Source organism: Limnohabitans sp. 2KL-1 (assembly GCF_003063435.1).
In the GTDB taxonomy this organism is placed as follows: Bacteria; Pseudomonadota; Gammaproteobacteria; order Burkholderiales; family Burkholderiaceae_C; genus Limnohabitans_A.
In genome coordinates, this window is sequence record NZ_NESL01000002.1 from 621662 (window position 1) to 636355 (window position 14694).

The following is a 14694-nucleotide window of genomic DNA, read 5'->3' on the forward strand; positions in this document are numbered from 1 at the left end:
TTCACAAAAACTGAACCTAGTTTAATCAAATAAAAAAAGTCACGCAAGAACAACAACTTACGTGACTTTTGTAAAGCAAAAAATTACTTATTTAGAATTCATTTTAACCTTGTGCAGCCACCCTGTCGGTCGTACTTTGCAGTTTATTCAATGCACTGAGGTACGCCTTGGCGGAAGCCACGACGATGTCCGGATCGGAACCCACGCCATTGACCACGCGGCCACTGTTTTGCAAACGAACCGTGACTTCACCCTGACTTTCTGTCGAGCCACTGATGGCGTTGACCGAATACAAAACCATCTCAGCGCCACTCTGGACATGCGCTTCAATGGCTTTGAGTGAGGCATCGACAGGTCCATTGCCGTCCGACTCGGTGCGCACCTCTTTGCCACCCACCGTGAACACCACGGCCGCATGGGGACGCTCCCCGGTTTCGCTGTGCTGTGACATGGAGACAAAGCCAAACTGCTCTTTCTCACTGGTCACACTTTCATCGCTGACCAAGGCCAGGATGTCCTCGTCAAAAATCTCGCTCTTGCGGTCGGCCAGTTCCTTGAACTTGGCAAAAGCGCTGTTGATTTCGGTCTCGCTGTCCAGGCTCACGCCCAGGTCTTGCAAACGCTGTTTGAACGCGTTGCGACCGCTGAGCTTGCCCAAAACGATCTTGTTGGTGGTCCAGCCTACATCTTCGGCGCGCATGATTTCATAGGTGTCGCGCGCCTTGAGCACGCCATCTTGGTGAATGCCCGAGGCGTGGGCAAAGGCGTTGGCACCCACCACCGCCTTGTTTGGCTGAACCACAAAACCCGTGGTCTGGCTGACCATGCGACTGGCCGCCACGATGTGGCTGGTGTCAATGCCCACATCCAGACCAAAGTAATCGCGACGCGTCTTGACGGCCATGACCACTTCTTCGAGCGAGCAATTGCCCGCACGTTCACCCAGGCCGTTGATGGTGCACTCGACTTGACGGGCACCACCGATCTTCACGCCCGCCAGGGAATTGGCCACCGCCATGCCCAAGTCGTTGTGGCAGTGCACGGACCAGATGGCTTTGTCGGAGTTGGGAATGCGTTCGCGCAAGGTGCGAATGAATTCACCATACAACTCGGGCACCGCATAACCCACGGTGTCAGGCACGTTGATGGTGCTGGCACCCTCGGCGATCACGGCCTCAAGGATGCGGCACAAAAAGTCCATGTCGCTGCGGTAACCGTCTTCCGGGCTGAATTCGACATCACCGACCAAATTGCGCGCAAAGCGCACCGATTGCTTGGCTTGCTCAAACACCTGATCGGGTGTCATGCGCAACTTCTTTTCCATGTGCAAGGGCGACGTGGCAATGAAGGTGTGAATGCGCCCGCTGTTGGCACCCTTGAGGGCTTCGGCCGCACGCGAGATGTCACGGTCATTGGCGCGAGACAAAGAGCAAATGGTGGAGTCCTTGATGGCTTCCGCAATGGTTTTGACAGCCTCAAAGTCGCCGTTGGAGCTGGCGGCAAAACCGGCTTCGATCACGTCCACACGCAGACGTTCCAGTTGACGTGCGATGCGCAGCTTCTCATCACGGGTCATGGAGGCGCCGGGCGATTGCTCGCCGTCACGCAAGGTGGTGTCGAAAATAATCAATTTGTCAGTCATGTCTACTCCTGGTCAGAAAACCGCAAGTCCAAGCAAAAAATGCAAAAGGCCCGTTGCGGATGGCATACGGGCCTTTTGGGAAAATGTTTGCGTGCGCTACACATCCCGCCCGTGGGGCGCTAGCAGCAGTGCAAACAAGGAAAAATTCATAGAAATACTTTAGCACAGTTCAAAACAGGCTTTGTCGTGCGCATGACATCACTGATGCAAGCCGCGCTCGTCGGGCTCATCGGTGGAGGTGCTGATCATGCTGGTGGGCTGACCCTTGGCCTTGCGCCAAACATAAATCGCATAACCGCTCAAGCCATAGCCTACAAACAGCGCAAACAGCACGGTGGGTGGATCAATGTTAACGACGGCAATACCCAAAGCCACCAGCACGAGCGTGGCAAAGGGCACGCTCTTTTTCATGTGCATATCCTTGAAACTGTAAAACGGCACATTGGTCACCATGGTCAAGCCCGCAAACAGACACACCGCAAACATGCCCCAAGCCACTGTTTTGGCGGGAACAGCGTTTTCAAACATGATCCACACGAAGCCCATCACCAAAGCCGCAGCAGCGGGCGATGGCAGGCCCTGAAAATAACGTTTATCGACCACGGCCGTGTTCACATTGAAGCGGGCCAAGCGCAAGGCTGCGCAAGCGCAATACACAAAAGCGGCGATCCAGCCCCAGCGGCCCAATTCTTTCAAGGTCCAGACGTAAGCGATCAGCGCAGGAGCTGCACCAAAGGAGACCATGTCTGAGAGCGAATCCATCTGTTCGCCAAAAGCGCTCTGCGTGTTCGTCATGCGGGCCACGCGGCCATCCAGGCTGTCCAGCACCATGGCACTGAAAATGCCCACCGTGGCCAGGTCAAAACGGCCATTGATGGCCATGACCACGGCATAAAAGCCAGCGAACAGCGCGGCCAGCGTGATCATGTTGGGCAGCATGTAAATGCCCTTGGAGGGTTTGCGCACCGGCGCATTCACCTCGGAGTCTTCGACTTTGTCGTTGTTCATCGTCCGTTCCTGTTGAAACTGTTCGCAGCCATCCCTTGTCAGCGAAGTTTAAGCCAATGCGAGCGCCCAAGAAAAAGGCCACCCAAGTGGCCTTTTTCAAACTTGCCCAAGGGCCCAGATCAGTTGCGGGTCTTGTCGACCAGCTTGTTCTTGGCAATCCAGGGCATCATGGCGCGCAATTGGGCACCCACAACTTCGATGGAGTGCTCGGAGGTCAAGCGACGACGAGCGGTCATGCTTGGGTAGTTGGTCTTGCCTTCCAAGATGAACATCTTGGCGTATTCGCCAGTCTGGATGCGCTTCAAGGCGTTGCGCATGGCTTCGCGCGACTGCTCGTTGATGACTTCAGGACCTGTCACGTACTCGCCGTATTCGGCGTTGTTCGAGATCGAGTAGTTCATGTTGCCGATACCATCTTCGTAGATCAGGTCCACGATCAGCTTCAACTCGTGCAAGCACTCGAAGTAAGCCATTTCAGGAGCGTAACCGGCTTCCACCAAGGTCTCGTAACCCATCTTGATCAGCTCGACCGCACCACCGCACAGAACAGCCTGCTCGCCGAACAAGTCGGTTTCGGTTTCTTCTTTGAAGTTGGTTTCGATGATGCCGGCTTTGCCGCCACCGTTGGCCATGGCGTAGCTCAGGGCCAAAGCGCGGGCCTTGCCGCTCTTGTCCTGGTGAATCGCCACCAAGTGGGGCACGCCGCCGCCTTGGGTGTAGGTGTTGCGCACGGTGTGGCCAGGGGCCTTGGGGGCCACCATCCAGACGTCCAGGTCTTCGCGTGGAACGACCTGGTTGTAGTGCACGTTGAAACCGTGGGCAAACGCCAGCGAAGCGCCTGCTTTGATGTTGGGGGCGACGTTGTTGTTGTACACATCGGCAATTTGCTCGTCGGGCAACAAGATCATGACCACGTCAGCAGCCTTGACGGCATCGTTGACTTCCATCACGGTCAAACCGGCTTTGCCGACTTTGTCCCACGATGCGCCGCCTTTACGCAGACCGACCACCACTTTGACGCCGCTGTCGTTCAGGTTCTGGGCGTGTGCGTGGCCTTGCGAGCCGTAACCAATGATGGCAACGGTCTTGCCCTTGATGACGCTCAGATCACAATCTTTGTCGTAAAAAACTTTCACAGGGTTCTCCTTAGGAATAAACAGGTTCAAGAGTTAAGTTTAGACGCGCAGGATGCGCTCGCCGCGCCCGATACCGCACGCACCCGTGCGCACGGTCTCCAAGATGGCGCTGCGGTCGATCGCCTCCAAAAAGGCGTCGTTCTTGGATTGGTCACCGGTCAGCTCTACGGTGTAGCTCTTGTCGGTGACATCAATCACACGGCCGCGAAAGATGTCGGCCATGCGTTTCATTTCTTCGCGTTCCTTGCCCACGGCGCGCACCTTCACCAGCATCAGCTCGCGTTCGGTGTAAGCGCCTTCAGTCAGGTCCACGACCTTGACCACCTCGATCAGGCGGTTCAAGTGTTTGGTGATTTGTTCGATCACGTCATCCGACCCCGTGGTCTGGATGGTCATGCGCGACAAGCTGGGGTCTTCGGTCGGGGCCACGGTCAAGGACTCGATGTTGTAGCCACGGGCCGAAAACAGACCCACCACACGGGACAAGGCGCCCGCTTCGTTTTCGATCAATACAGCAATGATGTGTTTCATGATTACAGGTCCTCCACACCCATGAGCATCTCGGTGATGCCCTTGCCAGCCTGAACCATGGGGAACACGTTTTCCGTGGGGTCCGTGCGAATGTCCAAGAAAACCGTGCGGTCCTTGAGTCTGCGGGCTTCGCGCAAGGCGGGCTCCACATCCTCTGGTTTTTCAACCAAGATGCCGACGTGTCCATAGGCTTCTGCCAACTTCACGAAGTTGGGCAATGCATCCATGTAGCTGTGGCTGTAACGACCGGAGTAATCAATCTCCTGCCATTGGCGCACCATGCCCAAGTAACCGTTGTTCAGGGCCACCACTTTGATGGGCGTGTTGTATTGCAGGCAGGTCGAGAGTTCCTGAATGCACATCTGCACCGAGCCTTCACCCGTGACGCAGAACACTTCGCTGTCTGGCTTGGCCAGTTTGATGCCCATGGCGTAAGGAATCCCCACACCCATGGTGCCCAAACCGCCCGAATTGATCCAGCGGCGTGGCTCGTTGAACTTGTAGTACTGGGCCGCCCACATTTGGTGCTGCCCTACATCGGAGGTGATGTACGCATCCGCGTCCTTGGTCATCTCCCACAAGGTTTCGATGACCTTTTGCGGCTTGATCACCAAATCGTTGCTGTTGTCGTACTTCATGCAATCGCGTTTGCGCCAACCTTCAACCGTTTCCCACCACTGGGCCAAGGCCTGTGGATCGGGCTTTTGGCCAGACTCACGGATCATGCCCATGAGTTCGGTCAGCACGTCTTTCACATCACCCACAATCGGCACATCGACTTTGACGCGCTTGGAGATGCTGGACGGGTCAATGTCGATGTGGATGATCTTGCGATCCACCGAAGCGAAGTGCTTGGGGTTGCCGATCACACGGTCGTCAAAACGTGCACCCACGGCCAACAAGACGTCGCAGTTTTGCATGGCATTGTTGGCTTCGAGCGTGCCGTGCATGCCCAGCATGCCCAGGAAACGACGGTCGGTGGCAGGGAAAGCGCCCAAGCCCATCAAGGTGTTGGTGACTGGCACGTTGAGCATGTCCACCAGGGCACGCAGCTCTGCGCTGGCATTGCTCAGCAGCACGCCACCACCGGTGTAGATGTAAGGGCGCTTGGCCGACATCAACAACTGCAACGCTTTGCGGATCTGACCGCCGTGACCCTTGCGCACCGGGTTGTAAGAACGCATCTCAACAGACTCGGGGTAGCCCGAATACAGCGTCTTGTTGAAAGAAACGTCCTTGGGCACGTCCACCACCACCGGGCCAGGACGGCCGCTGCGTGCAATGTGGAAGGCTTTTTTCATGACCTCGGCCATGTCCTTGGCGTCTTTGACCAGAAAGTTGTGCTTGACGATCGGGCGGGTGATGCCAACGGTGTCGCACTCCTGGAATGCATCCAAGCCAATGGCCGCAGTGGGCACTTGGCCACTGATGATGACCATGGGAATGCTGTCCATGTAGGCGGTGGCGATGCCAGTCACGGCATTGGTCAGGCCGGGGCCGGAAGTGACCAAGGCCACTCCGACTTCACCCGTGGCACGGGCAAAGCCGTCGGCCGCGTGCACAGCTGCTTGCTCATGCCGCACCAGGACGTGCTGAATGGTGTCTTGTTTGTAAAAAGCGTCGTAAATGTGAAGAACGGCGCCGCCAGGGTAGCCCCAGACATACTGCACGTTTTCAGCTTGAAGCGCTTTGACGAGGATTTCTGCACCGCGCAACTCTTGAGCGCCCGCAGAAGCATTGGCCGTGTCGGCTTTGATCATTTCCATATATTCAACCTTTGTGAATTTCTCTAACGAAAAACCTTGGGTGCCCCTGGGCTCGACTCTTGTGAAGTGGCTTTGGGACTTGAGACCACTGACATGGGCACCAAACTGTAAAAGTGCCGGACAGTGATCCGTTTGCTTTTTTTCAATTGCAACCCAGTATTATCGCACCGATGAGACCGCAGCTCTCAAAGACGTGTTGTTTGCGCATGGCAGTGCGATAATTCCATGACCAGGAAAATGCCGTTGCACTGCAAAATGCATTTCAGGATGCCCCATCAAGCCACCATCTCACCACCACAGGACACAGCACCGCTGCACTCAAGTTGGCCTCGGAAACAGAACTCTCGGATTTCCTCAAAAACGCGGAAAAAAAAGCTTACAAGCGGGCTTACTACCACGTTCGCGACGAAGAAGGTGCCTTGGACATTGTGCAAGACAGCATGATCAAACTGTGCACCAACTACTCGGACAAGCCCCTGGGAGAGCTGCCCATGCTGTTCCAGCGCATTCTGTCCAATACTGTCCTCGACTGGTTTCGACGCCGCAAAACACGCAATGCCATATTTTCAAACCTCAACGACTTCGAGAGCAGCGATGTCGATGGCGATTTTGACCTGCTTGAAGTCAAAACAGGCGAATCGGATCACTCGTACAGCCAAAGCGCCGAGCAATGGTTAGGACGGGTACAAACCCTTGAGCACATAGAAACTGCGGTGATGGCACTGCCTGCACGTCAACGGGAAGCCTTCTTGCTGCGTTATTGGGAGGAGCTCGACGTGGCCGAAACCGCCGCCGTGATGGGTTGCTCTGAAGGCAGCGTCAAAACCCATTGTTCCCGAGCCATACAGGCCCTGAGCAAAACCTTGGCCGACCAAGGAGTGAAACCATGAAATACCCCCAAGCATCCACTACAGACGACATTGACCGCTGGGGTCAGGCCTTTGCCGCCCGACTTGACCTGGTCACCATGGACATGGGGCATGACATCAGCGAGCGCCTGCGCATTGCGCGCCAAAGGGCGATCCAAGCACGCCCGGCAACAGTGAGGCAACTGCGCCACGCCGCGTCAACGCAAGCCAATGGCACGCTCACAGCCCCCACAGAAGATGGCCAGAGTTTGTGGCGCATTCTGGCTTCGGCATTGCCTTTGGTGGTTCTGGTGTTGGGCTTGATGCTCATCCAGTCGATACAGCTCGACACAGCTGAATCCGACATTGCCTCCATCGACTCGGCCCTGTTGCTGGACGAACTCCCGCCAGACGCCTATACAGACCCGGGCTTCGTCCAATTCCTGAAGCTCCAGCTTACCCAACGCCCTGCCAATGAATGAGTCAGATTTGTCAGACCGTATCCGCCTCGGCGCATGTACTTTGGTATCGCAACGGCTAAAGACAACAGCACGGTGTTTGCCGCAGCTCTTATCCGCTGTGGTGTTTTCTTACGGCCTGACAGCACTGGCGCAAGTGTCAATGCAGCCGGCACCCGCTGCCGCATCAACTGCCAGCGCACCCACCACGACATCCGCCCAGTCCGAGACATCGGCAAGCTCAGAACCCACCACTCCACCATTGGCTGGCAGCGCCAGCAGCATGGCACCACCTGCAGCCACCGTGTCCGACAGCTGGCCACAACTCAGCAAACGACAAAGACAAGCGCTGTCCCCCTTGTCTGCCCAATGGGACGAACTGACGCCCCAACAAAAACAGAAATGGTTGACCTTGGCCAAAACGTTTCTTCAACTGACCGACGAAGAACAAATGACCATGCACAGCCGGATGCGCGAATGGGCCGCGTTGAGTCCCAAGCAACGCAGTCAGGCACGCTTCAATTTCAACAGCACACAGTCTTTGCCCATCAATGACAAGCGTGCCCAATGGGAAGCCTACCAATCGCTGCCTGAACAGGACAAACTGAAACTGTCCTCCGGCCCCAAACCTCCGACCAAAAGCGCAGCCCGCAGCAACGTGGCACCGAGCAACCGCTTGGTCAGCCCCCCTGCACTGCCGGTGGACGCAGGCAAAGCCATTTCTCGCATAGCGCCTTCGCGGCCTGTCGACCCCAAAACGCTTCTGCCACTGCGTCAAGTCTCCTCTCTCGCAGCAGACAAAACCCGAAGTCAACCCATGCGTTGAGCCGGATTCATGACGCACCTCTCAAGACATTGACACCTACCCCCCGTTTTTTCTCCTACTCATGACACAGCGCAAACCTGCGGCACAGATGTCGCCAACGCCCCCCGTGGCCGATGGTGCCATGCTTCAAACACCTTCACTGAAACGACGCATGGCGTGCTGGATGTACGAAGGCATGCTGCTTTTCGGGGTGGTCTTCATCTCCGGCTATTTGTTCAGCAGCTTGAGCCAAACACGCCACGCCATGGACCATCGGGCCGGGTTGCAAGCTTTTTTGTTTTTAACTCTGGCGATTTACTTCACCTGGTTCTGGCATCGGGGGCAAACCTTGGCCATGAAAACCTGGCACATTCGGGTCATTTCAGCCCAAGGACAGCCTGTGAGCCAAACCCGCGCGCTGCTGCGCTATGTTTTGAGCTGGCTCTGGTTTTTACCCCCCTTGCTGTTGACCTTGCCTTTTGGCCTGCCACCCAGCGAAGTCGGCCTTCTCACTTTAGGCTGGATCAGCATTTGGGCTTTGCTCAGCCGCTTCCAAGCCCAACGACAGTTCTGGCATGACATCTGGGCAGGCACCCGGCTCGTGTCGGCACGCTGAATCACACCTTTGCAAACCCGCCCATGAACGCAAGCAAGCTCGTGACCTCTGCGCCAGCCTTTTCAATTTGTGTCTACTGCGGCTCCAAACCCGGCAACAAGCCTGAGTTTGCGCAAATTGCGGTGCAAGTGGGCACCTGGATCGGCACGCATGGAGGTCAATTGGTCTACGGCGGCGGGCGCAACGGTCTGATGGGCCTGGTGGCCGAAGCCACGATGGCGGCTGGCGGCACCGTGGTCGGCATCATCCCGACCGCCTTGGTCGAAAAGGAATGGGCACACCACGGTTGCACCGAGCTGCATGTGGTGGACACCATGCACGAACGAAAACGCCTGATGGCCGACAAGGCCGATGCGTTTTTGGCCCTGCCCGGCGGCATTGGCACTTTTGAAGAACTGTTTGAGGTCTGGACCTGGCGTCAGCTGGGCTACCACGACAAACCTGTAGGCATTTTGAACAGCCTGGGCTATTACGACGGCCTGATGGGCTTCATTGGCCAGGTGGTGCAAGACGGCTTCATGGCCGATTGGCAAACCGAACTGGTGACTCTGGGCACCGAGCCCGAAGCGTTGTTACAAGCATTGGTGCAAAAGGCCGGCTTTTCTCCCCGCGCCAAAGTCGAACTGCTCTGATCGACTGTGTGGGGGTGTGGCGGGTGCCGCACAAGCCCATGCCTCACATATTTGGTGCTGGCCCGCTTGTGGGGGCCACGCACACCACCCCAATCAAATCGCGGTTTCGTCCTGCTCGCCCGTGCGGATGCGCACCACACGCTCCACCGAGGTCACAAAAATCTTGCCGTCACCAATTTTGCCGGTGCGTGCCGCCTTGACGATGGCATCCACACAAGCGTCCACATCGTCGTCCTTGACAACAACCTCAACCTTCACCTTGGGCAAAAAGTCAACCACGTATTCGGCACCGCGGTACAGCTCGGTGTGGCCTTTTTGGCGGCCAAAGCCTTTGACTTCGGTCACCGTGAGACCGGTCACGCCACATTCGGCCAAACCTTCACGGACTTCTTCGAGTTTGAATGGCTTGATGACGGCGGTGATCTGTTTCATGGGGAAAGTCCTTCAAAGATGTTCAAAACGCGCCATCAGGCGCGAAACTTGTTGGTCATAGGATAACGCCAATCCTTGCCAAAACTGCGGTGCGTCACACGAATGCCCACCGTAGCCTGGCGGCGTTTGTACTCATTGAGCTTGATGAGACGGGTGACTTTCTCCACATCGGCCCGCTCAAAGCCGTCGGCAATCAGCGCCTCAACGCCCTCGTCGTTTTCCATGTAGCGCTGGATGATCGCGTCGAGCACCTCGTACGCAGGCAGGCTGTCCTGGTCTTTCTGGTCCGGGCGCAGTTCGGCACTGGGCGGGCGGGTGATGATGCGCTCGGGGATTGGCTGGCTGCCCGTGCCATACGGATCGTTCAGGTTGCGCCAGCGGGCCAGGTCAAACACGCGCGTTTTGACCACGTCCTTGATGACCGCAAAACCGCCCGCCATGTCGCCATACAGCGTGCAGTAGCCCGTTGCCATTTCGCTCTTGTTGCCCGTGGTCAGCACAATCGCCCCGGTCTTGTTGGACAAAGCCATGAGCAGCGTGCCGCGAATGCGGGCCTGGATGTTCTCTTCGGTCGTGTCTTCTTTCAGCCCTTCAAACTGGGCCGACAGGGCCTGCTTGAAACCATCGAACAGCGGCGCAATCGAAATTTCGTCGTAGCGCACGTTCAGGCGCTTGACCATGTCACGCGAATCGATCCAGCTGATGTCCGCCGTGTAAGGCGAAGGCATCATCACTGCGTGGATTTTGTCGGCACCAATCGCGTCCACCGCGATCGCCAGCACCAGCGCCGAATCGATGCCGCCCGACAGGCCCAAAATCGCGCCTTTGAACCCGTTTTTGCCCAGATAGTCGCGCACGCCCAGCACCAGCGCGTCCCACAGCTCGGCATCGGGCGTGGCCAAAGGCACCAGGGCATCGGCCCCGGCGGTCAAATCCACACCCTGCGGGCTGCGCTCGGCTCGCACCGCCAAGTCGGCCTCTCGAAAGCCTTCGGCCCGCGCCACCACCTGGCCTTGGGCATTCAGCGCAAACGAGCGCCCTTCAAAAATCACCTCGTCCTGGCCACCCACCAAATGCGCATAAATCAAAGGCAAACCGCAATCGGCCACCCGCTCACGCATGCGCTGTTCGCGCTCGGCACCCTTGCCCGCATGGAAAGGCGAGGCGTTCAGCACCGCCAGCACCTGGGCACCTGCGTCACGGGCCAGGCGGGCAGGCTCGTCAAACCAAGCGTCTTCGCAAATCAGCAGGCCCACTTTGACACCATCGACCTCGAACACCCCTACGCCTTGGCCGGGCGTGAAGTAACGGCGCTCGTCAAACACCTGGTAGTTGGGCAACTCACGTTTGTCGTAGTGCGCGACCACCAGGCCCTCGCACAACACCGATGCGCGGTTGTGGCGGCGCGTCACCGCCACGCTGCGGGTGCGCACGCCACCGCCTTCGGGGTGACCCACCACCACATGCAAGCCTTTTAACCCGGCCAGTTCGCGGGCCACCGTTTTCAAGGCATCATCGCAGGCGTCAATGAAGGCCGGGCGCAGCAGTAAATCTTCTGCCGCGTAACCGCAAATCGACAACTCGGGCGTGACCAAGAGGCGTGCGCCTTGGGCATAGGCCGCTTGGGCGGCGTCGATGATTTTTCGGGCATTGCCCGGCATGTCTCCGACGACAAAGTTGAGCTGGGCCACACGAATTTGGAGAGTCATACAGGTGCTGGAAAATGTGAGCTTGAATTATGTCACCCGGGTGCTGGATGACTTGGGCGGCATCGAGCCCCGCGTCTGGGACGACTTGCTCGCGAAGCAAGACGCACCAAGCCCCTTCATGCAGCATGCCTATTTGTCGGCCATGCAGACCAGCCAATCGGCCACGCCCGAGACCGGATGGACCTTACAAGTGATCAGCCTGTGGCGCGACACCCCCGCGGGACAGGTTCTGGCCGCCGCCTGCCCGCTCTACCTCAAGACCCATTCACGCGGCGAATACGTGTTTGACCATGCCTGGGCCGACGCCTACCAGCGCCACGGCCTGGACTATTACCCCAAAGCCCTGGTCGCTTCACCGTTCACGCCCGTGCCCGGCAGCCGCCTGCTGGCCGAATCTGACGACGCCCGCCAGGCCCTGCTGGCCGCCTTGCTGGACATTTGCCAAACCAACAACATCCCCTCGCTGCACATCCTGTTTGGCAGCCCGCAAGACCTGCAAGCCTGCGAACAAGCCGGCCTGCTGCAACGTGACCAGGTGCAGTTTCATTGGCAAAACCAAGGCTGGCGCGACTTCGATGACTTTTTGGCCAGCCTGACGCAAGAAAAACGCAAAAAAATCCGGCAAGAACGCCGCAAAGTGCAAGAGGCAGGCGTCACGTTTCGCGCCGTGCGCGGCACCGACATGACCGACGGCGACTGGGCCCTGCTGCTGCGCTGCTACCAGCAAACCTATTGGGAACACGGCAATGCGCCCTATTTGACACCGGCGTTTTTTGAGTCCATGCGCACCGACATGGCTCAAAACTGGCTGCTGTTTGTGGCCGAACACAAGGCGCAGCCCATTGGCATCAGCCTGATCGGCCTGCACCTGGACGCCCAGGGCCAGCCCGAAGTGGCTTATGGCCGCTACTGGGGAGCCCTTGCCCGGGTGGACTGCCTACACTTTGAAGCCTGCTATTACCAGCCCATTGAATGGTGCATCGCCAACGGCGTGAAGCGTTTTGAGGGCGGCGCACAAGGCGAACACAAAATGGCCCGAGCCCTGCTGCCCACCCCCACGCACAGCGCCCACTGGCTGGCGCACCCGGCGTTTTCAGAGGCGGTGGCACGCTTTCTGGAGCGGGAAAAAGCGGGGGTCGAGAACTATTTGGAAGCGCTGCACCAGCACTCGCCTTTGAAAAGGCCGCAGTAAAAATCCATGAAAAAAGCCTGCTCGGCGCAAACCGGGCAGGCGTTCAGTCGTGCCAATGGCCTCACACTGAGGCCATTGGCACTGGCCGATCAGGCCTTTTGGTAATTGGCGATGCCGTCCATCAGTTCCTTGGCGGCCGACTCGACGCCTTCCCAGCCCTTGACCTTGACCCACTTGCCTTTTTCCAGGTCTTTGTAGTGCTCAAAGAAGTGGGCGATCTGCTTGAGTTGCAATTCGTGCACATCGGCCAGTGCCTTGATGTTGGCGTAAATGGGCAGGATTTTTTCGGTGGGCACGGCCAAGATCTTGCCGTCCATGCCGCCTTCGTCTTCCATCAGCAAAATGCCAATGGCGCGGCACGACACCACCACGCCTGGGGGCAGTGGGAAAGGTGTCATGACCAGCACATCGACCGGGTCGCCATCACCAGCAATGGTTTGGGGCACATAGCCGTAGTTGGTGGGGTAGTGCATGGCGGTGCCCATGAAACGGTCCACGAACAACGCGCCGGACTCTTTGTCGACTTCGTACTTCACAGGATCGGAGTTCATCGGGATCTCGATGATCACGTTGAACGCTTCGGGAACTTTGCTGCCGGGGGTGACTTTGTTCAGGGACATGGTGTCTCGTTGGAAAAGTTGAAAGAAATGTCAATCGCTAGGGATTAACCCCGATTTTACTTTCACAGGCCTTGCGCCCCGGTTCCCCTACTGGGCACGCGCTTGCCGGCTACGCCCCAAACGAACTTCGACCAGTCGGGCACAATCGCCCCCTATGTCTGAACGCGTCATTGAGCTGGTTGACCAGCGCCACCCCAGCCTGCCCTTGCCCACCCTGCCTGCTGGCCACGACCTGAGCGCCCTGCCCCTCGATGGCCTGCGCCGACCGCTGACCGATTTGCGCATCAGCGTGACGGACCGCTGCAACTTCAGGTGCAGCTATTGCATGCCCAAAGAAGTCTTTGACAAGGACTACGCCTACCTGCCGCACAGCCACCTGCTGAGCTTTGAGGAAATCACCCGCATCGCCAGCGTGTTTGTGGGCCGGGGCGTGCGCAAGATCCGCCTCACGGGTGGTGAGCCCCTGCTGCGCAAGAACATCGAGATCCTGATCGAACAGCTGGCCGCGCTGCGCACGCCCGATGGCCAGCCGCTCGATTTGACACTGACCACCAACGGCTCGCTGCTGGCGCGCAAGGCCCAAAGCCTGAAAGACGCCGGTCTGCAACGCGTCACCGTCAGTCTGGACGGGCTGGATGACGCGGTTTTCCGCCGCATGAACGACGTGGACTTTCCTGTGGCCGATGTGCTGGCCGGCATCGAAGCCGCCCGGGAAGCCGGTCTGGGACCCATCAAGGTCAACATGGTCGTCAAGCGCGGCACCAACGACCATGAAATCCTGCCCATGGCCCGTCATTTCCGGGGCACGGGCATCGTGCTGCGCTTCATCGAATACATGGACGTGGGTGCGACCAATGGCTGGTGCATGGACGAAGTGCTGCCCAGCGCCGACGTGATCCGCCGCCTGCAAACCGAGCTGCCGCTGGTGCAGCTCGACCCCGCAGCCCCTGGCGAAACCGCCGAGCGCTGGGGCTACGCCAATGCCCAGGGCGAATTCGACCCGGCATTGGGCGAAGTCGGCGTCATCAGCAGCGTCACCCAAGCCTTTTGCGGCGACTGCAACCGCGCCCGCCTGTCCACCGAAGGCCGCCTGTACCTGTGCCTGTTTGCCAGCCAAGGCTACGACCTGCGCCAACTGCTGCGCGACCCAGCCAAAACGGACGCGCAACTGGCCGGCACCGTGGACGCCATCTGGCGCGGGCGCACCGACCAATACTCGCGCCTTCGCAGCTTGCGCGGCCCCGACACCGCCAGCGGCCCCGGCCGCCGTGTCGAAATGAGCTACATCGGAGGCTGAAG

At 58.3% G+C, this 14694-nt stretch carries 15 protein-coding genes; 7 read left to right on the forward strand and 8 right to left on the reverse strand.

Annotated elements, in window-relative coordinates; translation table 11 throughout:
- Window positions 1–103: 103 nt before the first annotated feature.
- The 5 genes from B9Z47_RS07300 to B9Z47_RS07320 all read right to left on the reverse strand — a co-directional run bounded on the left by B9Z47_RS07300 (window position 104) and on the right by B9Z47_RS07320 (window position 6083).
- A complete protein-coding gene (locus tag B9Z47_RS07300; RefSeq protein WP_108330556.1) occupies window positions 104–1642 on the reverse strand; it encodes a 2-isopropylmalate synthase in 1539 nt (512 codons plus the stop codon).
- 198 nt (window positions 1643–1840) lie between these two features.
- Window positions 1841–2650 carry a CDP-diacylglycerol--serine O-phosphatidyltransferase gene (gene pssA, locus B9Z47_RS07305; protein ID WP_108330557.1) on the reverse strand — a complete coding sequence of 270 codons (810 nt, stop codon included), beginning with the start codon at window positions 2648–2650 and terminating at the stop codon, window positions 1841–1843.
- Window positions 2651–2769: 119 nt separating this feature from the next.
- A complete protein-coding gene (gene ilvC / locus B9Z47_RS07310) occupies window positions 2770–3786 on the reverse strand; it encodes a ketol-acid reductoisomerase (protein ID WP_108330558.1) in 1017 nt (338 codons plus the stop codon).
- Between the two features lie 39 nt (window positions 3787–3825).
- The gene (gene ilvN / locus B9Z47_RS07315) at window positions 3826–4317 is read right to left on the reverse strand and encodes an acetolactate synthase small subunit (RefSeq protein WP_053175395.1); all 492 of its coding nucleotides are present in this window, start codon (window positions 4315–4317) and stop codon (window positions 3826–3828) included.
- A 2-nt stretch (window positions 4318–4319) separates the two neighbouring features.
- Window positions 4320–6083 carry an acetolactate synthase 3 catalytic subunit gene (locus B9Z47_RS07320; protein ID WP_108330559.1) on the reverse strand — a complete coding sequence of 588 codons (1764 nt, stop codon included), beginning with the start codon at window positions 6081–6083 and terminating at the stop codon, window positions 4320–4322.
- 323 nt (window positions 6084–6406) lie between these two features.
- Between B9Z47_RS07320 and B9Z47_RS07325 the strand changes: the two genes are divergently transcribed.
- From B9Z47_RS07325 to B9Z47_RS07345, 5 genes are all read left to right on the forward strand, one after another.
- Window positions 6407–6973 (forward strand): RNA polymerase sigma factor, encoded by a 567-nt coding sequence (locus tag B9Z47_RS07325; protein WP_108330560.1) that lies wholly within the window; start codon window positions 6407–6409, stop codon window positions 6971–6973.
- Complete coding sequence (locus B9Z47_RS07330; protein ID WP_108330561.1) at window positions 6970–7413, forward strand: DUF3619 family protein; 444 nt, start codon at window positions 6970–6972, stop codon at window positions 7411–7413. The genes B9Z47_RS07325 and B9Z47_RS07330 overlap by 4 nt, the downstream gene beginning before the upstream one ends.
- A 259-nt stretch (window positions 7414–7672) precedes the next feature.
- Window positions 7673–8215: a DUF3106 domain-containing protein gene (locus B9Z47_RS07335; RefSeq protein WP_158271645.1), complete on the forward strand. Its 543-nt coding sequence runs from the start codon at window positions 7673–7675 to the stop codon at window positions 8213–8215.
- 61 nt (window positions 8216–8276) lie between these two features.
- Window positions 8277–8810, forward strand: coding sequence for an RDD family protein (locus tag B9Z47_RS07340; RefSeq protein WP_108330563.1), 534 nt, complete (start codon window positions 8277–8279; stop codon window positions 8808–8810).
- Between the two features lie 23 nt (window positions 8811–8833).
- Window positions 8834–9442 carry a TIGR00730 family Rossman fold protein gene (locus B9Z47_RS07345; RefSeq protein ID WP_108330564.1) on the forward strand — a complete coding sequence of 203 codons (609 nt, stop codon included), beginning with the start codon at window positions 8834–8836 and terminating at the stop codon, window positions 9440–9442.
- 93 nt (window positions 9443–9535) lie between these two features.
- On the opposite strand, the gene B9Z47_RS07350 is transcribed toward B9Z47_RS07345, so the two are convergent.
- The gene (locus B9Z47_RS07350) at window positions 9536–9874 is read right to left on the reverse strand and encodes a P-II family nitrogen regulator (protein WP_108311403.1); all 339 of its coding nucleotides are present in this window, start codon (window positions 9872–9874) and stop codon (window positions 9536–9538) included.
- Window positions 9875–9909: 35 nt separating this feature from the next.
- Window positions 9910–11583, reverse strand: coding sequence for an NAD+ synthase (locus tag B9Z47_RS07355; RefSeq protein ID WP_108330565.1), 1674 nt, complete (start codon window positions 11581–11583; stop codon window positions 9910–9912).
- A gap of 4 nt (window positions 11584–11587) precedes the next feature.
- Here B9Z47_RS07355 and B9Z47_RS07360 point away from each other — a divergent pair, with 4 nt between their 5' ends.
- Entirely contained in the window at window positions 11588–12775 is a 1188-nt protein-coding gene (locus tag B9Z47_RS07360; RefSeq protein ID WP_108330566.1) for a GNAT family N-acetyltransferase, read from the forward strand.
- An 89-nt stretch (window positions 12776–12864) separates the two neighbouring features.
- Here the strand turns inward: B9Z47_RS07360 and ppa are convergent, their stop codons facing one another.
- A complete protein-coding gene (ppa, locus tag B9Z47_RS07365) occupies window positions 12865–13395 on the reverse strand; it encodes an inorganic diphosphatase (protein ID WP_108330567.1) in 531 nt (176 codons plus the stop codon).
- 154 nt (window positions 13396–13549) lie between these two features.
- On the opposite strand from ppa, the gene moaA reads away from it, so the two are divergent.
- The gene (moaA, locus tag B9Z47_RS07370; protein WP_108330568.1) at window positions 13550–14692 is read left to right on the forward strand and encodes a GTP 3',8-cyclase MoaA; all 1143 of its coding nucleotides are present in this window, start codon (window positions 13550–13552) and stop codon (window positions 14690–14692) included.
- The last annotated feature ends 2 nt before the right edge of the window (window positions 14693–14694 follow it).